Annotated in this window: 22 protein-coding genes; 14 read left to right on the top strand and 8 right to left on the bottom strand. The window is 61.9% G+C overall.

What is annotated here, in order from left to right:
- Positions 1–41: 41 nt before the first annotated feature.
- The 3 genes from C4J89_RS06680 to ccoM all read left to right on the top strand — a co-directional run bounded on the left by C4J89_RS06680 (position 42) and on the right by ccoM (position 878).
- On the top strand, positions 42–383 hold the full coding sequence (locus C4J89_RS06680) for an aspartate-semialdehyde dehydrogenase (RefSeq protein WP_124361664.1): 342 nt from the start codon (positions 42–44) through the stop codon (positions 381–383).
- Between the two features lie 73 nt (positions 384–456).
- Positions 457–618 (top strand): hypothetical protein, encoded by a 162-nt coding sequence (locus C4J89_RS26875; protein WP_090408332.1) that lies wholly within the window; start codon positions 457–459, stop codon positions 616–618.
- Between the two features lie 143 nt (positions 619–761).
- Positions 762–878 carry a cytochrome c oxidase subunit CcoM gene (ccoM, locus tag C4J89_RS27310; protein ID WP_034096309.1) on the top strand — a complete coding sequence of 39 codons (117 nt, stop codon included), beginning with the start codon at positions 762–764 and terminating at the stop codon, positions 876–878.
- Positions 879–1,125: 247 nt separating this feature from the next.
- On the opposite strand, the gene C4J89_RS06690 is transcribed toward ccoM, so the two are convergent.
- Positions 1,126–2,601 carry an inorganic phosphate transporter gene (locus C4J89_RS06690; RefSeq protein ID WP_124361665.1) on the bottom strand — a complete coding sequence of 492 codons (1,476 nt, stop codon included), beginning with the start codon at positions 2,599–2,601 and terminating at the stop codon, positions 1,126–1,128.
- Between the two features lie 333 nt (positions 2,602–2,934).
- On the bottom strand, positions 2,935–3,135 hold the full coding sequence (locus tag C4J89_RS06695) for a hypothetical protein (protein ID WP_003189295.1): 201 nt from the start codon (positions 3,133–3,135) through the stop codon (positions 2,935–2,937).
- A 514-nt stretch (positions 3,136–3,649) separates the two neighbouring features.
- On the opposite strand from C4J89_RS06695, the gene pcaR reads away from it, so the two are divergent.
- From pcaR to pcaC, 11 genes are all read left to right on the top strand, one after another.
- Positions 3,650–4,492, top strand: a complete 843-nt coding sequence (gene pcaR / locus C4J89_RS06700; RefSeq protein WP_124361666.1) for a pca regulon transcriptional regulator PcaR — start codon at positions 3,650–3,652, stop codon at positions 4,490–4,492.
- A gap of 141 nt (positions 4,493–4,633) precedes the next feature.
- Entirely contained in the window at positions 4,634–5,974 is a 1,341-nt protein-coding gene (locus tag C4J89_RS06705; protein WP_124361667.1) for an MFS transporter, read from the top strand.
- A 267-nt stretch (positions 5,975–6,241) separates the two neighbouring features.
- Positions 6,242–7,099 (top strand): CoA transferase subunit A, encoded by an 858-nt coding sequence (locus C4J89_RS06710; protein WP_124414044.1) that lies wholly within the window; start codon positions 6,242–6,244, stop codon positions 7,097–7,099.
- Positions 7,096–7,878, top strand: coding sequence for a CoA-transferase subunit beta (locus tag C4J89_RS06715; protein WP_177412742.1), 783 nt, complete (start codon positions 7,096–7,098; stop codon positions 7,876–7,878). Before C4J89_RS06710 ends, C4J89_RS06715 begins: the two co-directional genes overlap by 4 nt.
- Positions 7,875–9,077 (top strand): 3-oxoadipyl-CoA thiolase, encoded by a 1,203-nt coding sequence (gene pcaF / locus C4J89_RS06720; RefSeq protein WP_177413025.1) that lies wholly within the window; start codon positions 7,875–7,877, stop codon positions 9,075–9,077. Before C4J89_RS06715 ends, pcaF begins: the two co-directional genes overlap by 4 nt.
- Before the next feature lie 17 nt (positions 9,078–9,094).
- Entirely contained in the window at positions 9,095–9,799 is a 705-nt protein-coding gene (pcaH, locus tag C4J89_RS06725; protein ID WP_124414046.1) for a protocatechuate 3,4-dioxygenase subunit beta, read from the top strand.
- A 1-nt stretch (position 9,800) separates the two neighbouring features.
- Positions 9,801–10,367 carry a protocatechuate 3,4-dioxygenase subunit alpha gene (gene pcaG / locus C4J89_RS06730; protein ID WP_124414047.1) on the top strand — a complete coding sequence of 189 codons (567 nt, stop codon included), beginning with the start codon at positions 9,801–9,803 and terminating at the stop codon, positions 10,365–10,367.
- Positions 10,368–10,553: 186 nt separating this feature from the next.
- A complete protein-coding gene (locus C4J89_RS06735; RefSeq protein WP_065886164.1) occupies positions 10,554–11,849 on the top strand; it encodes an MFS family transporter in 1,296 nt (431 codons plus the stop codon).
- 10 nt (positions 11,850–11,859) lie between these two features.
- Positions 11,860–13,224 carry a 3-carboxy-cis,cis-muconate cycloisomerase gene (locus tag C4J89_RS06740; protein WP_124414048.1) on the top strand — a complete coding sequence of 455 codons (1,365 nt, stop codon included), beginning with the start codon at positions 11,860–11,862 and terminating at the stop codon, positions 13,222–13,224.
- 10 nt (positions 13,225–13,234) lie between these two features.
- Positions 13,235–14,026: a 3-oxoadipate enol-lactonase gene (gene pcaD, locus C4J89_RS06745; protein WP_124414049.1), complete on the top strand. Its 792-nt coding sequence runs from the start codon at positions 13,235–13,237 to the stop codon at positions 14,024–14,026.
- Between the two features lie 10 nt (positions 14,027–14,036).
- Complete coding sequence (gene pcaC, locus C4J89_RS06750; protein ID WP_124366168.1) at positions 14,037–14,432, top strand: 4-carboxymuconolactone decarboxylase; 396 nt, start codon at positions 14,037–14,039, stop codon at positions 14,430–14,432.
- 116 nt (positions 14,433–14,548) lie between these two features.
- On the opposite strand, the gene C4J89_RS06755 is transcribed toward pcaC, so the two are convergent.
- From C4J89_RS06755 to C4J89_RS06785, 6 genes are all read right to left on the bottom strand, one after another.
- Positions 14,549–15,448, bottom strand: coding sequence for a polysaccharide deacetylase family protein (locus C4J89_RS06755; protein WP_124414050.1), 900 nt, complete (start codon positions 15,446–15,448; stop codon positions 14,549–14,551).
- An 84-nt stretch (positions 15,449–15,532) separates the two neighbouring features.
- Positions 15,533–16,783 carry an OprD family porin gene (locus tag C4J89_RS06760; protein WP_124414051.1) on the bottom strand — a complete coding sequence of 417 codons (1,251 nt, stop codon included), beginning with the start codon at positions 16,781–16,783 and terminating at the stop codon, positions 15,533–15,535.
- A gap of 152 nt (positions 16,784–16,935) precedes the next feature.
- Positions 16,936–18,552: a J domain-containing protein gene (locus C4J89_RS06770; protein ID WP_124414053.1), complete on the bottom strand. Its 1,617-nt coding sequence runs from the start codon at positions 18,550–18,552 to the stop codon at positions 16,936–16,938.
- Positions 18,553–18,563: 11 nt separating this feature from the next.
- Positions 18,564–20,261 carry a molecular chaperone HscC gene (locus C4J89_RS06775; protein WP_124361679.1) on the bottom strand — a complete coding sequence of 566 codons (1,698 nt, stop codon included), beginning with the start codon at positions 20,259–20,261 and terminating at the stop codon, positions 18,564–18,566.
- 157 nt (positions 20,262–20,418) lie between these two features.
- Entirely contained in the window at positions 20,419–21,876 is a 1,458-nt protein-coding gene (gene adeC / locus C4J89_RS06780; protein ID WP_124361680.1) for an AdeC/AdeK/OprM family multidrug efflux complex outer membrane factor, read from the bottom strand.
- A complete protein-coding gene (locus C4J89_RS06785) occupies positions 21,873–25,034 on the bottom strand; it encodes an efflux RND transporter permease subunit (protein ID WP_124361681.1) in 3,162 nt (1,053 codons plus the stop codon). Before C4J89_RS06785 ends, adeC begins: the two co-directional genes overlap by 4 nt.
- Position 25,035 lies beyond the last annotated feature (1 nt).

A 25,035-nucleotide genomic window follows, 5' to 3' on the forward strand; every position in this document is an offset into this window, starting at 1 on the left:
TGGGGCGCGCCGACAGCCTGTTGACCAGGAGAATCAAGATTATGTTGCCACCCATGCTGCCCGTCAGCGTTGTGCCGGTCACGTCACAACTCGATCCGGTACGCCAGAAGCCGGATATTCCGCCCGTGGTGCCGGTTCAACAAGGCTCCAACGAGAGCACCATCGACCTGAAAAAAGGCGATGCCGAGCAATCGACCTTTCTGCTGCGCGAAGAACAGCGCCGTCAGCAAGAGCAGCAAAAGCGTCAGCGTGAAGCCAGCGAGGATCCCGAGCAGCACCTGCCGATCCCCGGCGATCTGCTCAACGCCGACAATACTGTCCCCGTGGCGCCGCTGATTGAAGACGCGCCGCGCCAGGGCCTGTGGGTGGATATCGAGGTTTGATCGCCAGCTGATTTGCGGTCGAGCGGAGGAGGCCGCATTATTGCGACATTCCCGCCATAACGTAAGCCAAGCCATGAGTGATGATGACAAGCTGATCGACCTGAATGCCGAGCGCGCCAAGCGTGTGCATGATCTCAATGACAAACGCCTGAATGAAGTGCGCCAGGCGTTTGAACAGGCCATGCCCCTGGGTAAAGCCAAGAAGAAATCGAAGAACAAGCCGAAAAAACGTTGAATCAACTGGCCTCCGTTGATGCAGGTCAGTTATTGCCTTTCTTTACGCCCCGTCGAGGGCGACATTGATCCCCGTCAATTTTCCAATCCGCCTTCTCGATTAACTTAGCCCTATCGCAACAGGGCAAGTGCAGGAGGCCGGTCATGTTTATCGATAATGTGGTATTTGCCGGAGTGCTGACCGTAAGCCTCATGGTGCTGTTTTTTGTAGGGTTTGGCATTTTTATCTGGAAAGACGCACACAAGCGTAAAAAACCATAAGTTTTTCCGGGTTACAGGGCACGCAAGGCATTTTGGGCGACTTCGGTCGCCTTTTTTTTTGGCCGATCGTTCCCACGCTCTGCGTGGGAATGCCGCCTCGGACGCTCCGCGTCCGCTGTTGAGGCCTGCGCATGGGTGACGCGGAGCGTCACGGGGCGTATTCCCACGCAGAGCGTGGGAACGATCATCAGGGCCATAAAAAAGGTGCGATTCTCGCGAATCGCACCTTGTTCATTGCCGCCTGCTATCAGCTGCCCAGCGCCTTGGACGCCAGCCAGAACAACCCGGCCGAGAGACCTACGGTTGCCGGCAGGGTCAGCACCCACGCCATCAGGATGGTCTTGACCGTGCCGCCTTGCAGGCCGCTTTTGTTGGCGACCATGGTCCCGGCCACGCCAGAAGACAACACGTGGGTGGTGGACACCGGCAGGGCGAAGATATTGGCAAAGCCGATCATGGTGGCGGTAGTGATCTGCGCCGACATGCCCTGGGCATAGGTCATGCCTTGCTTGCCGATCTTCTCACCGATGGTCAGTACCACGCGTTTCCAGCCCACCATGGTGCCCAGGCCCAGGGCCAGTGCGACCGCGAGGATCACCCAGAACGGCGCGTACTCGGTCGTGGCGGTCAGATCTTTGCGCAGCTTGTCGAGGTCGGACTTCTCACGCGCATCCAGGCCAGGCAGCTTGCCGACTTTCTTCGCGGTATCGTCCAGGCAGAGCAGATAGCGACGCACTTCAATGCGCTGGTCGGCATTCAACGAGTGGTAGTCGGATACACCTTTGAGCGTGTCAACGAGCGCGTTGATGGTCGGCTCGGTCTGCTGCGGGTTGCACTGGAACTTGCCCGGCAGGTCGTCCTTCACGCTTTTGCCCAGTGCCAGGAACTCGCCGAGGGTGGCGTTATTGCGCTGGTAGAACTGGCTCAGATGCACAGTGGCGTCGCGGGTCCGTTCGATCTGGTAGGTGGTGCTGCCCAGGTCGAGCACGAACTGCGCCGGCACGATACCGATCAGCACCAGCATGATCAGGCCGATACCTTTCTGCCCATCGTTGGAGCCGTGTACGAAGCTCACGGCCATGGCGGAAATCACCAGGACCAGGCGGTTCCAGAACGGCGGGTGCTTCTTGTCATCAAGCTTGCGGCGTTGGTCCGGGGTCTTGTGCATCTTCGACAGCGGGCGCCACCACTTCAGGCCGATCAGCACCAGGGCTGCGACCAGGAAACCGGCCATCGGCGAGAACACCAGGGACGCACCGATATCGATCGCTTTCTGCCAGTTCACACCGTCAGCCAGGGGAATATCGTTGATCAGGGCGTTGGCCAGGCCCACGCCGAGGATCGAGCCGATCAGGGTGTGGGAGCTGGAGGCCGGGATCCCGAAGTACCAGGTGCCCAGGTTCCAGGTGATTGCCGCCGCCAACAACGAGAAGACCATCGCCAGACCATGGCCGGTGTTCACATTGATCAGCAACTCCACCGGCAGCAAATGCACGATGGCGTAGGCGACACCCACACCACCGAGCAGCACGCCGAGGAAATTGAACACCCCGGAGAAGAACACCGCCAGGTGTGGCGGCATGGCTTTGGTATAGATGACTGTGGCCACCGCGTTAGCGGTGTCATGAAAGCCATTGATGAACTCGAAGGCGAGGACAAAGGCCAGGGCGAGCAACAGGCTCACTAGAACCCAAGCATCCAGTCCGCTGAATAAATCGATCATGAAGGTTTTCTGACCCGGTCGTAAGGGGGCGCGATTATGCCAGAAAACCTCAGTAATCGATGCATTAGCTGCTCATCGGTAACAATCTACTTGGAAAAAAACCGCTGGAAACGGGCGCATCCCAGGGTTTTCGGGGCTTTGGCAAGTCTTTGATTTTTAACGCCGGGGCGCGAAAAGACGCGGTTTCGTCACGAAAACGTCATGTGTGAAACATTTGTATGAAAATTCGTTGGCGGCAGTAGGGCGCCGACCAGCGGCGGCTAATGCGTGCTGCCCTCGTCCGGTGGCGGGCCGGCAGACGCAGCAAAACCCTGGGCCCAACCCAAAGAGCACTCAGGGCTCTTCGGTCTTGAGTTCCTGCTCGATTTTCTGAATTTCCTGGGCGAATGCCTGGTCCAGCAGGCTGGCGCGCTTGCGCCATGGCTTACGCTCCGGCTCAGGCTGGGCGGCGTAGGTGGTGACTTCCCCGCCGTAAACATCCTTGTAACGTTGCTCCTGGCGCTCAAGTTCCGCGCGCAGTTCATCTTTCGTCACAGTTATACCTAATTGAGTTGAGTTTAATAAAAGTGCAACGTCATGCCAAAAGGCCGCCTTGGGGTGTACGAACTTGAACAGACGGACTGTCCAAGTTTGAAGTGGGGACCCGAGGTCGCTTTTTCAATCCAATACTTTAATCGACCCTGCGCTCGAGTATGCGGCGCCGGGCGAGCTCTGATCCCAACAGGTAAATTGGGCTGACCTCTGCACAGGCTGCATTATAGCGATGCATGTGAATAACGCTATCGGCATAAAGTTAAAAAGCATCAACTTCATATGCGGGTTTTGTTACATCACAACGTAAGTGTTGGCTGAACATATCTATCCATGGTCATCTGGTTTTTCTTCCATAAGGCTTTGAAACAGGCTTGGCCGCTGAAAATTGCGATAATCGAATGATCGTCCGATAATCGCCCAATGTTGCCGGCCCCGTCTTGTACATCTCTACTGGCGCGGCTAGAAATGACAGCCAGCCCTTCTGTGGTTGAAAACAAGAAAAAGGATCCCTGCAATGAACGATCAATTGCGCAATTCTTTCGCGTCCGTGGCGCCGCCGATCGTGGCCTCACCCGCCAAGCGCATCCAAGCCTTCACGGGTGATCCGGACTTCATGACCTCCCTGGCCCGTGGCCTGGCCGTGGTGCAGGCGTTTCAGGAGCGCAAGCGTCACCTGACCATCGCCCAGATCAGCCACCGCACCGAAATCCCCCGCGCCGCCGTGCGCCGTTGCCTGCACACCTTGATCAAACTCGGTTACGCCACCACCGATGGCCGTACCTACTCGTTGCTGCCCAAGGTGCTGACGCTTGGCCATGCGTATCTGTCATCGACGCCCTTGGCCGTGTCGGCCCAGCCTTATCTGGACCGCATGAGCGAACAACTTCACGAAGCCTGCAACATGGCGACCCTCGAAGGCGATGACATTCTGTACATCGCCCGTTCCGCCACCACTCAGCGCCTGATTTCCGTGGACCTTTCCGTGGGCGGCCGCTTGCCGGCGTACTGCACCTCCATGGGCCGTATCCTGCTGGCCGCCCTGGACGATGCCTCGCTGCAGGATTATCTCGACCACGCCGACCTGCAAACCAAGACCAGTCGCACCTTGACCACGCCCGAGGCTTTGTTCGAATGCCTGCAACAGGTTCGTCAGCAAGGCTGGTGCATCGTCGATCAGGAACTGGAGCAGGGCCTGCGCTCCATCGCCGTACCGGTGTACGACGCGTCCGGCCAGGTGTTGGCCGCACTCAATGTGAGTACCCATGCCGGGCGGGTCAGCCGCAGCGAGCTGGAGCAGCGCTTCCTGCCGAGCATGCTCAGCGCCAGCCGCGAGCTGAGTACGCAACTGTTTGCCTAAGTGTTCGGTGACCGCACAGATCCCGGCTTGATCGATTGACGCTGTTTCCCCTGGCTCATTAATGTGCGGCAGCGCTCCCAAGCGCTCCAATAATAACGGCGACCCCGGTCGCTGACCCGCCATCGGTGTGGAATAAAAATAATGAATCAGCCCTCTGTCGGTACCACCTTGGACGTGCAGTCCTTCATCAACGCCCAGCCGTTGTCGCGTTATCAATGGCGTGTGGTGATCCTGTGTTTCCTGATTGTCTTTCTCGACGGCCTCGACACCGCCGCCATGGGTTTTATCGCGCCCGCGCTGTCCCAGGACTGGGGCATCGACCGCGCCAGCCTCGGTCCGGTGATGAGCGCCGCATTGATCGGCATGGTGTTCGGCGCGCTGGGTTCCGGCCCGCTGGCCGACCGCTTCGGGCGTAAAGGCGTGCTGGTGGGCGCGGTGCTGGTGTTTGGCGCCTTCAGCCTGGCATCGGCCTACAGCAGCAATGTCGACCAACTGCTGGTGTTGCGTTTCCTGACGGGCCTGGGCCTGGGCGCCGGCATGCCCAACGCCACCACGCTGCTTTCTGAATACACCCCCGAGCGGCACAAGTCGCTGCTGGTGACCAGCATGTTCTGCGGCTTCAACCTGGGCATGGCCGGTGGCGGGTTTATCTCGGCCAAGTTGATCCCGGCGTTCGGCTGGCACAGCCTGTTGCTGATCGGCGGCATACTGCCGTTGATCCTGGCCGCCGTGCTGCTGGTGTGGTTGCCGGAATCGGCGCGTTATCTGGTGGTGCGTAACCGTGGCACCGACAAGGTGCGCAAAACCCTGTCTCCTATTGAGCCCGCTATCGTTGCCCAGGCCAGCGCCTTCAGCGTGCCGGAGCAGAAGACCGTCAAGACACGCAACGTGCTCGCGGTGATTTTCTCTGGCACCTACAGCGCCGGCACCTTGTTGCTGTGGCTCACCTACTTCATGGGCCTGGTGATCGTTTATCTGCTCACCAGTTGGCTGCCAACCCTGATGCGCGACAGTGGCGCCAGCATGGAACAGGCCGCGTTCATCGGCGCCTTGTTCCAGTTTGGCGGCGTATTGAGCGCAGTGGGCGTGGGCTGGGCGATGGATCGGTTCAACCCGCACAAGGTGATCGGCACCTTCTATCTGCTGGCCGGGGTATTTGCCTACGCGGTAGGGCAAAGCCTGGGCAATATCACCTTACTGGCCACCCTGGTGCTGATGGCCGGGATGTGCGTCAACGGTGCGCAATCGGCGATGCCCTCCCTGGCCGCGCGTTTCTACCCGACCCAAGGCCGCGCCACCGGTGTGTCGTGGATGCTCGGTATTGGCCGTTTCGGTGCAATTCTGGGGGCGTGGATGGGGGCTACCTTGCTGGGCCTGGGCTGGAATTTCGAGCAGGTGCTGACGGCATTGGTAATTCCGGCTGCGCTGGCCACCGCTGCCGTGGTGATCAAAGGCATGGTCAGCCATGCCGATGCGACCTGATCTCTGGCGCGGTTAACTGTGGGAGGGGGCTTGCTCCCGATAGCGGTGGGTCAGTTGACTAATTCCTGACTGATATATCGCTATCGGGGGCAAGCCCCCTCCCACATTGGATCGTGTTCGTTGAGGAGGTTAGGTAGGCAACAATTCGTTCGATAATCGAACACTGAGTCGATTATCGGATTGTTCCACCCATTTCCCCGGCTTAATCTTCAAGCACTTCGGCGCCACCTCAGCGCCTTTTTCGATCAACACCGGGAGCCCAACCCCATGGCTGAAATTCTCACCCTGCGTGATGCGGTCAAGCGTTTCGTGAGCGACGGCGATACCGTCGCGCTCGAAGGCTTTACTCACCTGATCCCTACAGCCGCAGGTCATGAAATCATTCGTCAGGGCAAAAAAGACCTGACGCTGGTGCGCATGACGCCTGACCTGATCTACGACCAGTTGATCGGTGCCGGCTGTGCGCGCAAGTTGATTTTTTCCTGGGGCGGCAATCCTGGCGTGGGTTCCCTGCATCGCCTGCGCGACGCCGTGGAAAAACGCTGGCCGCAGCCACTGGAGATCGAAGAACACAGCCATGCCGACCTGGCCAATGCCTACGTTGCCGGCGCCTCCGGCCTGCCGTTTGCGGTGTTGCGTGCCTACGCCGGTTCCGACTTGCCCAAGGTCAACCCGCTGATCAAGACGGTCACTTGCCCATTCACCGGCGAGGTGCTGGCGGCAGTCCCGTCGGTACGCCCGGATGTCACGGTGATCCATGCGCAGAAGGCCGACCGCAAGGGCAACGTTCTGCTCTGGGGCATTCTCGGCGTGCAGAAAGAGGCGGCCCTGGCGGCCAAGCGCTGCATCGTCACCGTCGAGGAAATCGTCGATGACCTGAACGCGCCGATGAACAGCTGCGTATTGCCGACCTGGGCCCTTACCGCCGTGTGCCACGTACCCGGTGGCGCGCATCCGTCCTACGCCCACGGCTACAACGAGCGGGACAACCGTTTCTACCAGGCGTGGGACCCGATTGCCCGCGACCGTGGGACGTTTACCGCCTGGATCGACGAATACATCCACGGCACCGCCGACTTCAGTGAATTCCAGGCCAAGCTGGCTGCTGCGCAGGAGGCCAAGTGATGGCTTACTCCACCAATGAAATGATGACCGTCGCCGCCGCGCGCCGCCTCAAGAACGGCTCGGTGTGCTTTGTCGGCATCGGCCTGCCGTCCAAGGCGGCCAACCTGGCGCGCCTGACTTCCTCGCCCGACGTGGTATTGATCTACGAGTCCGGCCCGATTGGCGCCAAGCCATCGGTGCTGCCGCTGTCCATCGGCGACGGTGAGCTGGCGGAAACCGCCGATACGGTGGTGCCTACCGGTGAGATCTTCCGCTACTGGCTGCAAGGCGGGCGCATCGACGTGGGCTTTCTTGGCGCGGCTCAGGTTGACCGTTTCGGCAACATCAACACCACCGTGGTCGGCGATTATCACCAGCCCAAGGTGCGTTTGCCGGGGGCCGGCGGCGCGCCGGAGATCGCCGGTTCCGCCAAGAGCGTGTTGATCATCCTTAAACAGTCGTCCCGCTCGTTTGTCGACAAACTGGACTTCATCACCTCGGTCGGCCACGGCGAAGGTGGCGATTCGCGTAAACGCCTGGGCCTGCCGGGCGCCGGTCCCGTCGGCATCATTACCGACCTGTGCATCATGGAGCCGGAGGAGGGCACCCATGAGTTCGTGGTGACCGCGTTGCATCCGGGCGTGACCCGTGAGCAGGTGACAGCGGCGACCGGCTGGGCCATTCGTTTTGCCGAGCAGGTCGAGACCACCGCCGAGCCGACCGAGGTTGAACTGAGCGCGTTGCGTGACCTTGAGGCCCGCACCGCGGCCGCCCATGGCCAAGCGCCGGGAGAAGCCTGATGCGTGATGTCTTTATCTGTGACGCTATCCGAACCCCCATCGGTCGTTTCGGCGGTGGCCTGTCCACGGTGCGTGCCGATGACCTGGCGGCCTTGCCGATCAAGGCACTGATGGAGCGCAACCCGACGGTGGACTGGAATGCCGTTGATGAAGTTTTCCTCGGCTGCGCCAACCAGGCCGGCGAAGACAACCGCAACGTGGCACGCATGGCACTGCTGCTGGCGGGCCTGCCGGAAACTACCCCAGGCGTGACCCTCAACCGCCTGTGCGCCTCGGGCATGGACGCCATCGGCACGGCCTTTCGCGCGATTGCCAGCGGCGAAATGGAGCTGGCGATTGCCGGTGGCGTCGAGTCGATGTCCCGCGCGCCGTTCGTGATGGGCAAGGCCGACGCGGCGTTTTCGCGCAGTATGAAACTGGAAGACACCACGATTGGCTGGCGCTTTATCAACCCGTTGATGAAGGCCCAGTACGGCGTGGATGCAATGCCGCAGACCGCCGATAACGTCGCCGACGACTACAGCATTTCCCGCGCCGACCAGGACGCGTTCGCCCTGCGCAGCCAGCAACGTACCGCCGCCGCGCAGGCTGCCGGCTTCTTCGCCGAAGAAATCGTACCGGTGCGGGTCGCCCATAAAAAAGGCGAAACCCTGGTGGAGCACGATGAGCATCCCAGGGACACCACCCTGGAGGCGCTGGCCAAACTCAAACCGGTGAATGGCCCCGACAAAACCGTGACCGCCGGCAATGCCTCAGGTGTCAACGATGGCGCTGCCGCGCTGATCCTGGCCTCTGGCGAGGCGGTGAAAAAACACGGGCTCACCGCCCGCGCCCGGGTACTGGGTATGGCCAGCGCCGGCGTCGCCCCGCGTGTGATGGGCATCGGCCCGGTGCCGGCGGTGCGCAAACTGGTGGAACGATTAGGCCTGGCGGTCACCGATTTTGACGTGATCGAGCTCAACGAAGCCTTCGCCAGCCAAGGCCTGGCAGTGCTGCGCGAGCTGGGCCTCGCCGACGATGCGCCCCAGGTCAACCCCAACGGAGGCGCCATCGCCCTGGGCCATCCCCTGGGCATGAGCGGCGCGCGGTTGGTACTGACCGCCCTGCATCAGCTGGAAAAAACCGGCGGCCGTAAAGGCCTGGCGACTATGTGTGTGGGCGTCGGCCAAGGCTTGGCCCTGGCGATTGAACGCATCTAACAAGAGAGGATTGCTCCATGAGTGACAAGCCCGGTTACCGGCGCCCGCAAGCGGGCACTCAACCTGATTACCTGCACCCGGCCTACCAGTCGACGAACCTGCGTTCGCCGTCCCAGCCGTTGGTGTTCCTGCCCCATTCGTTGTCGGAAATCACCGGCCCGACCATCGGTGCCGAGCGCATCGATGCCCAGGACAACGACCTCACCGCCCAGCATGAAGGCGAGCCTCAGGGCGAGCGCATCATCGTTCACGGGCGTGTGCTGGACGAGAACGGCCTGCCGGTGCCGGGCATCCTCGTGGAGATCTGGCAAGCCAACGCCGCCGGTCGCTACAACCACAAGCGCGACCTGCACGATGCGCCGCTGGACCCGAACTTCAGCGGCACCGGGCGCACCGTCACCGACGCCGACGGCTGGTACCAGTTCCAGACCATCAAGCCCGGCGCCTACCCGTGGGGCAACCACCACAACGCCTGGCGCCCGGCGCATATCCACTTTTCGCTGTTCGGCCCGAGTGTGCTGACGCGCCTGGTCACGCAAATGTATTTCCCCGGTGACCCGCTGCTGGAATACGACCCGATCTACAACTGTGTGCCGGACACCCGCGCCAAGCAACGCTTGATCGCCAGTTTCGACCTGGAAAAAACCATTCCTTCCTATGCCCTCGGCTACCGCTGGGACATCGTCTTGCGCGGCCGCGACGCCACGCCGATGGAGAAATGAGATGAGCCTTTACGCAACCACGTCCCACACCGTCGGGCCGTATTACCACATCGGCCTGACCTGGCTTAACCGCGAAGACCTGACCGTCGCCGCCACCCTCGGCGAGCGCGTGGCGATCAGCGGGCAGGTGCTGGACGGTAACGGTGAGGTGGTCAACGACGCCATGCTTGAGGTCTGGCAGGCGAACGCCGCCGGCAAATACGCCCACCCTGAAGACGAGCAGGACAAAGCGCTGGACCCGCACTTTGAAGGCTTCGGCCGCGTGCCGGTGGACGCCGAAGGGCGCTTTAGCTTTACCACGATCAAGCCGGGCAGCGTGCCGGGGCTTAAGGGCACGACCCAGGCGCCGCATCTGGTCGTGCTGGTGTTTGCCCGTGGTTTGGTGAAGCACCTGCTGACGCGGATTTATTTTGACGGTGAAGCGTTGAATGGGGATGACCCGCTGCTGGCGTGTGTGCCGGCTGAGCGGCGCGGTACCTTGATTGCCAAGCCGGATGCGGCGGGTGTGCATCAGTGGAATGTCATTTTGCAAGGGACAGATAAGGAAACGGTGTTCTTCGATTACTGAGTTGGCTGGAGGGCCTCATCGGGGGCAAGCCCCCTCCCACATTTTGACCGCGCCGCCTATCAAGTGTGGGAGGGGGCTTGCCCCCGATAGGGCCCTCCCAGGCAACACTGGCCGAAAAGTCTGCTTGCGGAACATGGTTGTTGCCAAGTATGTCTAGGCTATAACCGTTCCCATTGAGTAAAAACCATGACAACAAAAACCAGTCACTACACCGGAGAAGAACGCAGCAAACGGATTTTTGCGATTGTCGGTGCTTCCTCCGGCAACCTGGTCGAATGGTTCGACTTCTACGTCTATGCCTTCTGCGCCATCTACTTCGCCCCGGCGTTTTTTCCGTCGGACGACCCCACCGTTCAACTGCTCAACACCGCGGGCGTATTCGCCGCCGGGTTCCTGATGCGCCCCATCGGCGGCTGGCTGTTCGGCCGGGTGGCCGACAAGCATGGCCGCAAGAACTCAATGATGATCTCGGTGCTGATGATGTGCGCCGGCTCCCTGGTCATCGCCTTCCTGCCCACTTACAAGGATATCGGCGCCTGGGCCCCGGCGCTGCTGTTGGTGGCGCGGCTGTTCCAGGGGTTGTCGGTGGGTGGCGAATACGGCACCACGGCCACCTACATGAGCGAAGTGGCGCTCAAGGGGCAGCGCGGTTTCTTCGCCTCGTTCCAGTACGTGACCCTGATCGGCGGGCAGTTGCTGGCGGTGCTGGTGGTGGTGATCCTGCAACAGATCCTCACCGAAGAAGAGTTGCGCGCCTGGGGCTGGCGGATTCCGTTCGTGATCGGCGCCATTGCGGCGGTGATCTCCCTGCTGCTGCGTCGCACCCTCAAGGAAACCACCAGCAAGGAAATGCGTGAAGACAAGGACGCCGGCAGTATCGTCGCGCTGTTCCGTGACCACGGCAAAGCGTTCATCACGGTGCTGGGCTACACCGCCGGCGGCTCGCTGATTTTCTATACCTTCACCACCTACATGCAGAAGTACCTGGTGAACACCGTCGGTATGCACGCCAAGACGTCCAGCTACATCATGACCGGCGCGCTGTTTCTCTACATGTGCATGCAGCCACTGTTCGGCATGCTGGCCGACAAGATCGGCCGGCGCAATTCCATGCTCTGGTTCGCCGGCCTCGGCACGCTGTTTACGGTGCCGATCCTGCTGACCCTGAAAACCGTCACCAGTCCGTTCCTGGCCTTTGTCCTGATTACCCTGGCCCTGGCGATCGTCAGCTTCTACACCTCCATCAGCGGCCTGGTCAAAGCCGAGATGTTCCCGCCCCAGGTACGCGCCTTGGGCGTGGGCCTGGCGTACGCCGTGGCCAACGCGGTGTTCGGCGGTTCGGCGGAAGTGGTCGCATTGAGCCTGAAGTCCATCGGTATGGAAAACACCTTCTACTGGTACGTCACCGCGATGATGGCGGTGGCGTTCCTGTTCAGTTTGCGTCTGCCCAAACAGGCCGCTTATTTGCACCATGATTTGTAAGGGATGAGCTATGACACTGCGCACGAGCAACCAACTGTTCGACGCTTACTTCACCGCTGACAGCATGGCCGAGGTGTTCTGCGACCAGGGCCGCCTGCAGGGCATGCTGGATTTCGAGGCCGCGCTGGCCCGGGCCGAGGCCCAGGTCGGGCTGATCCCGCAGGCCGCCGTGGCACCGATTGCCCAGGCCTGCCTGGCCTCGTTGTATGACGTGGACGCGCTCAGCGTGGCGATTGCCACGGCGGGTAACTCGGCGATTCCATTGGTCAAGGCGCTGGGCAAGCTGATTGCCGAGGCAGATGCCGGGGCCGAGCGCTATGTGCACCTGGGCGCCACCAGCCAGGATGTGATGGACACCGGCCTGGTGGTGCAGTTGCGCCGCGCGCTGGGGTTGATCGAAGCGGACCTGGCGCGGTTGGGCGATGTGCTGGCCGCCCAGGCGCAGCGGCATGCGTCGACACCCTTGGCAGGCCGCACCTGGCTGCAACACGCCACGCCCGTCACCCTAGGCATGAAAATCGCCGGCTGGCTGGGCGCGGTGACGCGCAGTCGTCAGCGGCTGGTGGAATTGAAACCGCGTTTGCTGGTGCTGCAATTTGGCGGGGCCTCGGGCACCCTGGCGGCGCTCGGCGAGCAGGCCATGCCGGTGGCACAGGCCTTGGCCGCCGAGCTGCAACTGGCCTTGCCCGAACAGCCCTGGCACACGCAACGTGATCGCCTGGTGGAGTTCGCCAGCGTGCTGGGCCTGATCGCCGGCAGCCTTGGCAAGCTGGGCCGCGATATCAGCCTGTTGATGCAAACCGAAGCGGCGGAAGTGTTCGAGCCCTCGGCGCCGGGCAAGGGCGGTTCGTCAACCATGCCCCATAAGCGCAACCCCGTCGGCGCTGCGGTGCTGATCAGCGCCGCGACCCGCGTTCCCGGTCTGGTGTCGACGCTGTTCAGTGCCATGCCCCAGGAGCATGAACGCAGCCTGGGACTGTGGCATGCCGAATGGGAAACCTTGCCCGAGATCTGCCGATTGGTATCGGGTGCACTGCAACAGGCGCTGCTGCTCAGCGAAGGCCTGGAGGTGGATGCCGCGCGCATGGCCCGCAACCTCGACCTGACCCAGGGCCTGGTGCTGGCCGAAGCCGTCAGCATCGTGCTGGCCCAACGCCTGGGCCGTGAAACCGCGCATCACCTGTTGGAGCAGTGCTGCAAGCGCGCCGTCACCGAACAGCGCCATTTACGTGCTGTGCTGGCGGACGCGCCGCAGATCACCGCCGAGCTGTCTTCGGCCGAACTGGACCGTTTGCTCGACCCGGCCCACTACTTGGGCCAGGCTCAGACCTGGGTCAGCCGCGCCGTGACCGAACACTTTGGATTGACTGCGTAAGGAGACCGCTGTGGCTTTCGTACAACTCGCCGAGGGCGAACTGCATTACCAACTCGATGGGCCCATTGATGCGCCGGTATTGGTGCTGTCCAATTCCCTGGGCACCGACCTGCATATGTGGGACATCCAGATCCCGGCGTTCACCGAGCATTTTCGTGTGCTGCGCTTCGACACCCGTGGCCATGGCAAGTCCCTGGTCACCGCAGGGCCCTACAGCATCGAACAACTGGGCCAGGATGTGCTCGCGTTGCTGGATGCGCTGGATATTCAGCGCGCGCATTTTTGCGGGTTGTCCATGGGCGGGCTGATCGGCCAGTGGCTGGGCATCAACGCAGGAAAGCGGCTGCACCGCCTGGTGCTGTGCAACACCGCCGCCAAGATCGGCACGCCAGAGGTGTGGAACCCGCGCATCGACATGGTCTTGCGCGATGGCGCGGCGGCAATGGTCGCGCTGCGCGATGCCTCGATTGCACGCTGGTTCACCGCCGATTTTGCCGCCGCCCATCCCCACCAGGCCAAGCAGATCACCGACATGCTCGCGGCCACCTCGCCCGAGGGCTATGCCGCCAACTGCGCGGCGGTGCGTGATGCCGATTTCCGTGAGCAGTTGGCGTCGATCAAGGTACCGACCCTGGCGATTGCCGGCACGGAAGACGCGGTAACACCGCCGGCCGGCAGCCACTTTATCCAGAACCATGTACAGGGCGCCGAATACGCCGAGTTCTATGCGGCGCACCTGTCCAATGTCCAGGCCGGCGCTGCCTTCAGCGACCGCGTCATTGAATTTCTGCTGGGCCGCTGAGGAGCTTTTCGTGGACGAGAAACAACGTTATGCCGAAGGTCTGCAAGTGCGCCGCGACGTGCTGGGCGACGCCCATGTCGAGCGCAGCCTCAACGCGCTGACCGAATTCAACAGCGAGTTCCAGGAAATGATCACCCGCCATGCCTGGGGCGACATCTGGACCCGTCCAGGCTTGCCCCGGCACACCCGCAGCCTGATCACCATTGCCATGCTGATCGGCATGAACCGCACAGAAGAGTTGAAGCTGCATCTACGTGCCGCCGCGAGCAACGGCGTGACCCGCGCCGAAATCAAGGAAGTGCTGATGCAGAGCGCGATCTACTGCGGCATACCGGCGGCGAATGCGACGTTTCATCTGGCCGAGTCGGTGTGGGATGAGTTGGGTGTCGAATCACGCGAGACCTGACTCTGGAACACAGGCAAATGTGGGAGGGGGCTTGCTCCCGATGACGGTGTGTCAGTCAGCAGATGTAGTGGCTGAACCACCGCTATCGGGAGCAAGCCCCCTCCCACATTCAGGCATCAACGCATATCGGCATCCCACACCCAATTCCACACCCCCGGCAGATGCACCGGCTCGTTCACGTCCTTGACCGTGCGTGCCAGCGCCGCGCGTTGCAGCGCAGCGGTGTCGGTGTAGAACGGCTCGGCGGCGGTAGTCATCCCGTTGATGCGTGCACTGTCCATCAGGATCTGCAGGTACTCCTGCATATGCCGCGCGGTGTAGCGGTTGATGTCATGGAAAGTCACCACCACCGGTATCACGCCGTCCACCGACGGCAACTCGCCCAAGGCTATGCGTTCACGCACCACTGACAGCTGCCGGTACAGGTTGGCGCGGCGGCGCGGGCTGGCGTTGAAGCCCCAGATTTTGCCGTCATTGGCACTCAGGTCGGTCAGTAATACCTGCATGCCGTGGCGCTGGTAGGCGGCGAAGGTGCGGCGGTCGTAGTTCCAGAATGGTGGTCGCACCAGCCGGGGCGGCGTGCCGGTGATGGCGGCAATGTGCGCGGCGCCTTCGGTGAGTGTGCGTTCCAGCTCGGCATCGTTCAGCCAGCGGTGGTTGGTGTGAAACGCCGTCGCCGTATGGAAGGCCAGGACATGGCCGGCGGCATACTCACGCTCCATGGTCTTGCGCCCTCGGGCGCTGCCGCCGGAGCGTGCCGCTTCGGTCTGCAGGAAGAACACCGCCTTGATCCCTGGCAGCACCGGGTTGTGCGCCAGGTCGGCCATCACCGAACGGCTCGGGTTGTTGTACCCCGATGCGCTGGGGCCATCATCGAAGGTCAGCAGGAAGCGGATCGGCGCCTGGGCCTGCAGGCGCTGCTCGGTCTGCGGCGTCAGGGCGATGGGCGCGCCGATACAGCCGGCCAGGCCCAGGGCCAGGGCAAACACTGCGAGTGCTGTAGCGAAGGTTTTCATGCTGTGCGCGGGCCCGAATAAAAGGCCGCTGCTGGGGCGATCAGCAGCGGCAGGCGCGCACCATACAGTAACTGCGGCGCCGGTTTACAGCAGACTTATCGGGTAGCTGACGATCAACCGGTTTTCATCGAACTCATTGTTGCTGTAGTCGCGACGCATGCTGGAGTTGCGCCAGCGCAGGGTGAGGTTTTTCAGGCTGCCGCTTTGCACGGTGTAGCCCAATTCGCTTTCGCGGCCCCATTCCTTGCCGTCGGTCACCGTGCCGGTGTGCACGTTGCTGCCGCTGATATAGCGGTTCATCAAGGTCAGGCCGGGTACGCCAAGGGCGGCGAAGTTGTAGTCGTGGCGCACTTGCCAGGATTTTTCCTCGGCGTTGTCGTAGCTCGCGTTATAGCTGTCGTTGGCCAGGGTGCCGCCGCTGGTGCCATTGACCCGCATCCAGGCGCTGTCGCCGGTGAGCTTTTGCAGGCCGACGTAAAAGGCGTTGCCACCGTGGCGGGCCGATAACAAGCCGGACCAGGTCTTGTTGTCCAGGCTGCCGGCGCGGGCGCTGCCGTCGTCCTTGCCGTAGAAGAACCCCAGGTTGGCGCCCAGGGTCCAGTCGCCCACCGGCTGGCTGTGGATCAGATTGACGAATTGCTGGCGGTAGATGTCCTTGAGCTGGGCATTCCATACCCCGACTTGCGTGCGTTTGTCGTTGAAGGCGTATTCGGCGCCCTGGAAATTGAAGCGGTCGGAGGTGAACGCAGGTTTGCCGGTCATCGACATGTCGCCCATGCTGCTGTCGTCGCGCGGGCTGTTGGCACGGAACTGACCGCCATACAGGGTCAGGCCCTCGATTTCCTTCGACGTGATCTGCCCACCACGCAGGGTTTGCGGCAGTGAGCGGCCATCGTCCGCGCGCAGGATCGGCAGCACCGGCATCCATTCGCCGACTTTCACCTCCGTCTTCGAAAAACGCGCCTTGAACGCCACGCCCAAGCGCCCGAACTCATCGGCCGGTCGGCCGTCGTGGTCCAGCGGCAATAACTGAGTGCCGCCGGTGCCGCGCCCGCCATCGAGCTTGAGCGAGTACAGGCCCAGCACGTCCACCCCGAAGCCGACCGTGCCCTGGGTGAACCCGGACTTGGCGTCGAAGATGAAACTTTGCGTCCACTCCTGCGCGCCGCCCTGGGTTTTGGTCGGGTTGGTGTAGTTGCGATTGAAGAAGAAATTGCGCAGGTTGAGGTTGGCGCTGGCATCTTCGAGAAAGCCGTGTTCTTCAGCGACCACGGGGAGGGCAAGACTGGCGACCGCAGTTGCCAGCAACAGCCGGCGCGGGTGGAAAGTGCTCATGGTTTCGAACCTGTTGTTATTGGGTTTATGCAGGTGGCGGCCATGGTGCGCGGCGGTGCGGGGGCGATGAAAGTGGGGGAGAGCGGGTTGTGGGCGATGATCGAACGCAAGTTACCGAGCCTGAGCGTTGCACCCAGGCCCGGCTGGCGAGGTCAGCGTAGCGGCAGGTTGAGGTGGGTCCAGGGCACGGTCGGCAGGTAATACTGGGCGGCGAGGATTGCCGCCACCATCACTACCAGGAACACCGCTTGCTGCGGGCTCCAGAATGCCCAGTGCAAGCCGTTCACCCACGGGTACTGGCTGGCTTTGGCGCTCATCTGGCCGATGCGCCTTGTGTGCAGCAGGTTGATCAGCACCATCCCGGCGTAGGTCACCATACCCAGTACGCCCAGTATCGCCCCGCAGGCCAGCAGCATGCACAGTTGGGGGACGCCATGGCGTAGCACCAGCCAGTATCCGTTGGGATTGAGTCGCTTGGGGATCAGGCGCTGGCTCAGCCACAGGTCTTGAACAATAAGAGACCAGCTCGTGGCGACCCACATCTGGGTGAGGCGAAAACTGATCGCCGCCGGTACGATCGACAACGCCAGCATTATCACCGCCGCGCTAGCATCCAGCTTTGCGGATTCGTCGTGGATCAGGTTCAGGCCCGTCCCCAATGCGAAGATTGCCCACAGTCGGATAAACGCCTGGATGTAGATCGGTCGGGCCATGAATTTGCGCCAGAAAAACGCGTCGGCCTCAGGCAGTCGCTCCAGCAGTTGCGGGTAGCGCCACGTCAAGGTTTCGCCGAGTTGCTGACACGCGTTCCAGTGGGCCTCGCTGAAGCCCTTGATCAGGCGCAGTTGTTCTGTCGCAGACATCGGTGTCAGCAGCAAGCGCGCGGCCTGGGCGTCGACGGACATGCGGCGGGTGTCCTGGGCCTTTTCCTGAAGGTTGGTGTAGAAGCTTTCCTGCTCGCAGCGCGACACCAGCTCGCGCCATAGCCAGGCGGGCTCCGGGTGGATGCCTTGCTGGTCGTCCCAGCCAAACACCTGGCACACGCGCTCGAACAGCGGCACGCTCCATTGGGTGTCGTGCAGCAGGCGCAGAATGCTCTGCTGCCATTGTTGCTGCAGGTCGAATATTCGCAGCCAGGGCTGGCTGTTGTACTGGGTCAACGAGGTGATGAACTCGCGCTCGGCTTTTTGCTCCAGCAGTGTTTGCAGATGATGATGGTATTCCTGCTGCAATTGGCTGACGAGTGCCTGGTGTTGCCACGGCGGCATGCTCACGCGTTGCCAGGGCGTCAGCCATTCCAGGTGTTGCATCGCCCAATGGACGATGGCGCTGCGCTCGCCAGGTGCTTCGAAGCAATGGCGCAACAGCCCGGCCTGAAAGGCGTCGCCACAACCCTGCTGCTGGGCCTGGGCCCAACGTTCATCGAGATTTTGCGGATCAACGCCCTGGAGCAGGGCGTGTGCCGGGTCCGGTTCGCGGGCGTCAAGAGGCGCCGGACGCAGCGTGCTCACGTCCATTAATTCGGCCAGGTCGTTGAAGTGGCCATGGCTTTGTTCGACGACGTCGGCCTGGCGCTCCTCTTCTTCCTCCTGCTGATGCTCGGCTTGCCAGCGCGCAGAGCTCAGCGCTTGCTCATAGGCTTCGCGCAAGCGCTGGAAACCCTCGGCATCTTCGTCCGGGCGACAGCTTTTGATCAGCCGCGCGTAAGTGCGTTTGATCGTACGTTCGTCGGCATCATCGGCCAGTTGCAATACTGTCCAGCAGTCCATGTCGTTAAGCCTCAGCGCCAGAACCCGTTATCGAGTTGCTCAAGTTGTCGGGTCAGTTCGCTGCGGGCCTCGCGGATGCGGCGTTCGTCCTGGGTATCGAGCACTTGCTGGAATTGCGCGGCCCAGTGGCCCAGTTGCTGGCGCAAGTCGCCCAGGCTTTCCTGGTAGAGGCGTTCGAGGCGGGCGGTCAGCACCGTGTTGACCTGCTGGTCGCGCGGATGAATCTTCAACAGTGCCAGGGCTTGCAGGCGTTGCTGGATTTCCTGCGGGCTGAGCACGCCCGGATTGTTCTCAATCACCAGCGAATGCTGCTCGCCCGTCAATGGGATGCTCACCTGGGCTTCGAGCAGACCGTTGTTGTCGTAGGTGAAGCGCACGTCCAGCGAGACCTCGCCGGCCTTGCGCTTGGGTACCGGGATTTCCAGTTGGCCCAGCTCGATGTTGTCTTTCACCAGGCGGCTTTCGCCCTGATAGATTTTCAGCAGCACGCGCGACTGATCGTCGGAAAGGGTGACCACGCTTTTAACCCGGCTCACCGGTACGCTGCTATTGCGTTCGATCAGCGGCAGGTAATGGCCGCTTTCGATGTGGCTGCCGTACTGGTTGGCGGTTTCGATACCCAGGGTGTACGGGCATACGTCAGTCAACACGACTTCTTCCAGCGCCGCGGATCGGGCCTTGAGCGCCGCCTGAATCGCCGCGCCATGGGCGACTACCTGGTCTGGATCAAGGCTGATGGACGGGAAGCGCCCGAACAGACTGGCGGCGAGTTTGCGCACCAGCGGCATGCGCGTGGTGCCGCCCACCAGCAGGATTTCATCAAGATCGCCTACACGAATGCGCGCATCGCGAAGCGCCCGTTCAATCGGCGCACGCAGGCGTTCGAGCAGGGGCGTATAGAGCTTGGCCAGTTCCTGTTGGGTGATGGTTTTCACCCATTGCTGGCCGTCGACACGCAAGGCGAAGTCGGCGCTGTCGTCCTGGCCCAATGCCTTGCGTACGCGCTCGGCTTCGCGGCGCAGGGCCTGCAGTACACTGCTGGTGGGTGGGAAACCCTGGGTGTTGCGCTGGCTGTCGACGAAGTGTTCCAGCAACAGCGTGTCGAAGTCTTCGCCGCCGAGGAAGTTGTCCCCCGCGCTGGCGCGCACTTCCATTACCCCGTCGAACAGCTCGATGATCGACACGTCGAACGTACCGCCACCCAGGTCGAACACGAGGAATGACGTTTCCTTGTCACGCTGATGCAGGCCGTAGGCGAGGGCGGCGGCGGTGGGTTCGTTGATCAGTTTTTCAACCGTGAGCCCGGCCAGTTCACCGGCGATACGCGTGGCCTTGCGCTGGCCGTCGCTGAAATACGCGGGCACGCTGATCACGGCTTCGGTGACGGTATGCCCGTAGGTGCGCTCGATGTCTTCCTTCAGGCTTTTGAGCACCAGTGCCGAGAGTTCTTCCGGGCGGAACGAGCGGTCACCCAGACGGACTTCGGTGGCACTGCCCATATAGCGCTTGAACAGCGAGGTGGTCAGATGCGGGTGGGTATGCAGGCGCTCTTTGGCAGCCTGGCCTACCAGGACACGGCCCTGATCATCCAGCCCGACCACACTGGGGGTCAGCAACTGGCCGAGGGCATTGGGCACCAATTCTGCGGCATCACCGCGCCAGACGGCGGCCAGACTGTTGGTGGTCCCCAAGTCGATTCCTACGATCATTACGACAAGCTCCCTTTGTGGTCTGTAAGAATCTGTTACCAATTTTACCCTGAACGGTTCAAGAAAAAGCAAGCCGGCTTCCACATGGGCCGACGTTGTTAATTCAAGGGCATAAAAAAACCGCTTCCGGTGAGGGAAGCGGTTTTTTGCCGCGCTATTAGAACAATTTCAGCGGCGGAGCCTCTTCTTTCACGGGCTCATTTTTAGCGGTCTGTTCGTTCCAGCCACCGCCGAGGGCCTTGTACAGGTTGACCTCGCTGGTCAGCTGCGCCAGGCGGTCGGTGATCAGCGATTGCTGGGCACTGAACAGTTGGCGCTGGGCATCGAGGAAGGTCAGGTTGCTGTCCACACCGATGCGGTAGCGACGCTCGGCCAGGCGGTAGTAGTCCTGGTTGGCGGCGACGAAGCCACGTTGTGCATCCAGTTGCTGCTTGTAGGTCGCACGCGCGGCGAGGCCGTCGGAGACTTCCTGGAAGCCGGTCTGGATGGCCTTCTCGTAGTTGGCCACGTTGATCTCTTTCTGGATCTTCGAGTAGTCCAGGCTTGCGCGCAGGCTACCGGCGTTGAAGATCGGGATGTTGATCTGCGGCGCGAAGGACCAGGTGCCCGAGCCGCCCTTGAACAGGCCGCCCAGGTTCGGGCTGGCGGTACCGGCGCTGGCGGTCAGGCTGATGCTCGGGAAGAACGCCGCGCGGGCCGCACCGATGTTCGCGTTGGCGGCCTTGAGGTTGTACTCGGCCTGAACGATGTCGGGACGCCGTTGCAGCAGGTCCGACGGCAAGCCGGCCGGGACTTCGCTGAGCAGGTCATCCGACAGTGGCTTGCTGGCGATATTCGCCGGCAGGCCAGTGCCCAGCAGCAGGGTCAGGCTGTTCTCGTCCTGGGCCACCTGGCGCGTATAGCGGGCCAGCTGCACGCGGGCGTTTTCCACCGAGGTGCGCGCCTGGCTGAGGTCGAGGGCCGAGGCCACGCCGACTTCGTTGCTGCGCGAGGTGAGCTTGAAGCTCTGCTCGAACGCGCCGAGAGTGTCCTGGGTCAGCTTGAGCAGTTCCTTGTCGGCCTGCCAGGTCAGGTAGGCATTCGCCACACTGGCCACCAGGCTGATCTGGGTGCTGCGCCGCGCTTCTTCGGTGGCGAAGTATCTCTGCAGCGCTTCTTCACTCAGGCTGCGCACGCGACCGAACAGGTCCAGCTCATAAGAGCTGATCCCCAGGCCTGCCGAATACTGGCTGGCGATGGTCGATTCGCCGGTCTGCGACAGGCGCGCCGGAGTACGCGAACGGCTGCCGCTGCCAGTGGCCGAGACGGCCGGGAACAGGTCGGCACGCTGGATCTGGTACTGCGCCGCATACGCGTCGATGTTCAGGGCCGCGACGCGCAGGTCACGGTTGTTCACCAGCGCAGTCTGGATCAGCTGTTGCAGGGCAGGGTCATGGAAAAACTGCTTCCAGCCTTGCTCGGCGGCAGCCTGGCCCGGCGCCTGGGCCGACGAATACGCCGGCCCCTGCGGGAACTGCGCCGCTACCGGCGCTTCGGGGCGCTGGTAGTCAGGGATCAGCGAGCAGCCACTGAGCACGAATGCGGTGACGGCTAAGGAAAGTAGCGACTTGCTCATTGGCCAGCCTCTTTAGGAGTTTGCTTGGTTTCTGTCTTTTTACGCTCGCCAGCGGAGGACACGGTTGCGTAGAACAATGGCACCCAGAAGATCGCCAGCACCGTGGCCGTGATCATACCGCCGATAACGCCGGTACCGATCGCGTGCTGGCTGCCTGAGCCGGCGCCGGTGGAAATCGCCAGCGGCAATACGCCGAGCACGAACGCCATGGACGTCATGATGATCGGGCGCAGACGCATGCGGGACGCCTCGATGGCCGCCTCGACGATGCCCTTGCCCTGCTCGTGGAGTTCTTTGGCGAACTCCACGATCAGGATGGCGTTTTTCGCCGCCAGGCCCACCGTCACCAGCAAGCCCACCTGGAAGAACACGTCGTTGGACAAGCCGCGCATGCTGGTGGCGATCAGCGCACCGATCACACCCAGTGGCACCACCAGGATTACCGCGATCGGAATCGACCAGCTTTCGTACAAGGCCGCAAGGCACAGGAACACCACCAGCAGCGACAGGGCGTACAGCGCAGGCGCCTGGGAGCCGGACAGACGTTCTTCGTACGACAGGCCTGTCCACGCGTAACCGATGCCGGCCGGCAGTTCCTTGGCAATGCGCTCGACTTCCGCCATCGCGTCACCGGTACTGTAGCCAGGCGCCGGCGTGCCGAGGATTTCCATCGCCGCTACACCGTTATAACGCGAGAGCTTCGGCGAGCCGTAGATCCACTTGCCCGACGAAATGGCCGACAGTGGCACCATTTTTCCGGAGTCGGCGCGCACGTACCATTTGTCCAGGTCTTCCGGTGACATACGGCTGGCCGCGTCACCCTGCACATACACTTTCTTCACACGACCACGGTCGATGAAGTCGTTGATGTAGCTACCGCCTAAGGCGATGGCCAGGGTCTGCTGGATGTCCGAGAGGCTGATGCCCTGGGCGCTGGCTTTCTCGTCATCGACGGTCAGTTCGTACTGCGGCTCATCGTTCACGCCGTTGGGCCGCACGCCTGCCAGTATCTTGCTTTGGGCTGCCGCACCGAGGAACTGGTTACGGGCTGCCATCAGCTTGTCATGGCCGACACCACCCTGGTCTTGCAGGAACACGTCGAAGCCGGTGGCGTTACCCAATTCCAGAACCGACGGCGGCACGATGGCAAAAACCATGGCGTCCTTGAAGGTCTGCATGAAGTAGCCCTGGGCGCGCTTGGCAATCTCGAATACCGACGTGGACGAATCACGCTCGTCCCACGGCTTGAGCATCACGAAGGCCAGACCCGAGCTTTGACCACGACCGGCAAAGTTGAAGCCGTTCACGGTGAACACCGATTTCACGCCCTTGCCTTCGCCTGGCTCGCCTTCCTTGTCATGCAGCAGGAAGGCCCGCATGTCATCGATGACTTTTTGCGTGCGTTCCGCCGAGGAGCCGACCGGTGTCTGCACCTGGGCAAAGATCACGCCCTGGTCTTCTTCAGGCAGGAACGCGCTTGGAATACGGGTGAACATCCAGATCATGCCGGCCAGGATCAGCACGTACACCAGGAAGGCCGGGATCTTGTGCTTGATCATCGCGCCCACGCCGCGCTCGTACTTGAGTACGCCGCTGTCGAAGGTGCGGTTGAACCAGCCAAAGAAGCCGCGCTTGGGTTGGCCGTGTTTTTCCGGGTCGATCGCCTTGAGCATGGTGGCGCACAGGGCTGGGGTGAAGATCAGGGCAACCAGTACCGACAACGCCATCGCCGACACGATCGTGATGGAGAACTGGCGGTAGATCACACCGGTGGAACCGCCGAAGAAGGCCATCGGCAGCAGTACCGCCGACAGTACCAGGGCAATACCCACCAGCGCGCCCTGGATCTGGCCCATGGACTTGATCGTCGCTTCCTTGGGCGACAGGTGTTCCTCGGCCATCACCCGTTCGACGTTTTCCACCACGACGATGGCATCGTCCACCAGCAAGCCGATGGCCAGGATCATGCCGAACATGGTCAGGGTGTTGATGGTGAAGCCGAACGCCGCCAGGATCCCGAAGGTACCCAGCAATACTACCGGTACGGTCATGGTGGTGATGATGGTGGCGCGGAAGTTCTGCAGGAACAGGAACATCACCAGGAACACCAGCACGATCGCTTCGACCAGGGTGTGCACCACACCGGAGATCGACTCGGTCACCACCGGGGTCGTGTCGTACGGCACCACGGCTTTCATGCCAGGCGGGAAGAACGGTTCCAGGGACGCCACGGTAGCGCGGATCGCTTTACCGGTGTCCAAGGCGTTCGCACCGGCTGCCAGCTTGATCGCCATACCGGAGGCCGGCTTGCCGTTGAACTGTGCACTGATGCTGTAGTTCTGGCCGCCCAGTTCGATACGCGCAACGTCGCCCAAGCGCACTTGGGAACCGTCGGCGTTCACCTTCATCAGGATCTTGGCGAACTCTTCAGCGCTTTGCAGACGGGTCTTGCCAATGATGGTGGCATTCAACTGCGTGCCGGGCAGGGCAGGCAGGCCGCCCAGTTGGCCGGTGGCCACCTGCACGTTCTGGGCCTTGATGGCGTTGCTGACATCCACCGGGGTCAGCTGGAAGTTGTTCAGCTTGGCCGGGTCGAGCCAGATACGCATGGCGTACTGCGAACCGAACACCTGGAAGTCACCCACACCCGAAGTACGGGAGATCGGGTCCTGGATGTTGGACACGATGTAGTTGGAAAGGTCGTCCTTGGTCATGCTGCCGTCTTCCGACACCAGACCGATCACCATCAGGAAGTTCTTCACCGACTTGGTCACGCGGATACCCTGCTGCTGCACTTCTTGCGGCAGCAGTGGGGTCGCCAGGTTCAGCTTGTTCTGCACCTGGACCTGGGCGATGTCCGGGTTGGTACCCTGGTTGAACGTTGCGGTGATGGTCATGCTGCCATCGGAGTTACTGTCCGAGGCCACATAGCGCAGGTTGTCGATACCGTTGAGCTGTTGCTCGATGACCTGCACCACGGTGTCCTGCACGGTTTGTGCGGACGCGCCTGGGTAGGTCACCTGGATATCAATAGCGGTTGGCGCAATGGCCGGGTATTGGTTGATGGGCAACTTCAGGATCGACAGTGCCCCGACCAGCATGATCACCAGGGCAATTACCCAGGCAAAAATGGGACGGTCGATAAAAAATTTCGACATG

The organism is Pseudomonas sp. R4-35-07 (genome assembly GCF_003852235.1).
GTDB lineage: Bacteria > Pseudomonadota > Gammaproteobacteria > Pseudomonadales > Pseudomonadaceae > Aquipseudomonas.

Bases quoted from the DNA above. Each gene is read 5' to 3' on its own strand.
- pcaG (WP_124414047.1), top strand. From the start codon at position 9,801: ATGAGCCTTTACGCAACCACGTCCCACACCGTCGGGCCGTATTACCAC.
- C4J89_RS06740 (WP_124414048.1), top strand. From the start codon at position 11,860: ATGACACTGCGCACGAGCAACCAACTGTTCGACGCTTACTTCACCGCT.
- C4J89_RS06755 (WP_124414050.1), bottom strand. From the start codon at position 15,448: ATGAAAACCTTCGCTACAGCACTCGCAGTGTTTGCCCTGGCCCTGGGC.
- C4J89_RS06760 (WP_124414051.1), bottom strand. From the start codon at position 16,783: ATGAGCACTTTCCACCCGCGCCGGCTGTTGCTGGCAACTGCGGTCGCC.
- C4J89_RS06680 (WP_124361664.1), top strand. From the start codon at position 42: ATGTTGCCACCCATGCTGCCCGTCAGCGTTGTGCCGGTCACGTCACAA.
- pcaR (WP_124361666.1), top strand. From the start codon at position 3,650: ATGAACGATCAATTGCGCAATTCTTTCGCGTCCGTGGCGCCGCCGATC.
- C4J89_RS06770 (WP_124414053.1), bottom strand. From the start codon at position 18,552: ATGGACTGCTGGACAGTATTGCAACTGGCCGATGATGCCGACGAACGT.
- C4J89_RS06690 (WP_124361665.1), bottom strand. From the start codon at position 2,601: ATGATCGATTTATTCAGCGGACTGGATGCTTGGGTTCTAGTGAGCCTG.
- pcaH (WP_124414046.1), top strand. From the start codon at position 9,095: ATGAGTGACAAGCCCGGTTACCGGCGCCCGCAAGCGGGCACTCAACCT.
- C4J89_RS06710 (WP_124414044.1), top strand. From the start codon at position 6,242: ATGGCTGAAATTCTCACCCTGCGTGATGCGGTCAAGCGTTTCGTGAGC.
- ccoM (WP_034096309.1), top strand. From the start codon at position 762: ATGTTTATCGATAATGTGGTATTTGCCGGAGTGCTGACCGTAAGCCTC.
- adeC (WP_124361680.1), bottom strand. From the start codon at position 21,876: ATGAGCAAGTCGCTACTTTCCTTAGCCGTCACCGCATTCGTGCTCAGT.
- C4J89_RS06785 (WP_124361681.1), bottom strand. From the start codon at position 25,034: ATGTCGAAATTTTTTATCGACCGTCCCATTTTTGCCTGGGTAATTGCC.
- C4J89_RS06775 (WP_124361679.1), bottom strand. From the start codon at position 20,261: ATGATCGTAGGAATCGACTTGGGGACCACCAACAGTCTGGCCGCCGTC.
- C4J89_RS26875 (WP_090408332.1), top strand. From the start codon at position 457: ATGAGTGATGATGACAAGCTGATCGACCTGAATGCCGAGCGCGCCAAG.
- C4J89_RS06705 (WP_124361667.1), top strand. From the start codon at position 4,634: ATGAATCAGCCCTCTGTCGGTACCACCTTGGACGTGCAGTCCTTCATC.
- C4J89_RS06735 (WP_065886164.1), top strand. From the start codon at position 10,554: ATGACAACAAAAACCAGTCACTACACCGGAGAAGAACGCAGCAAACGG.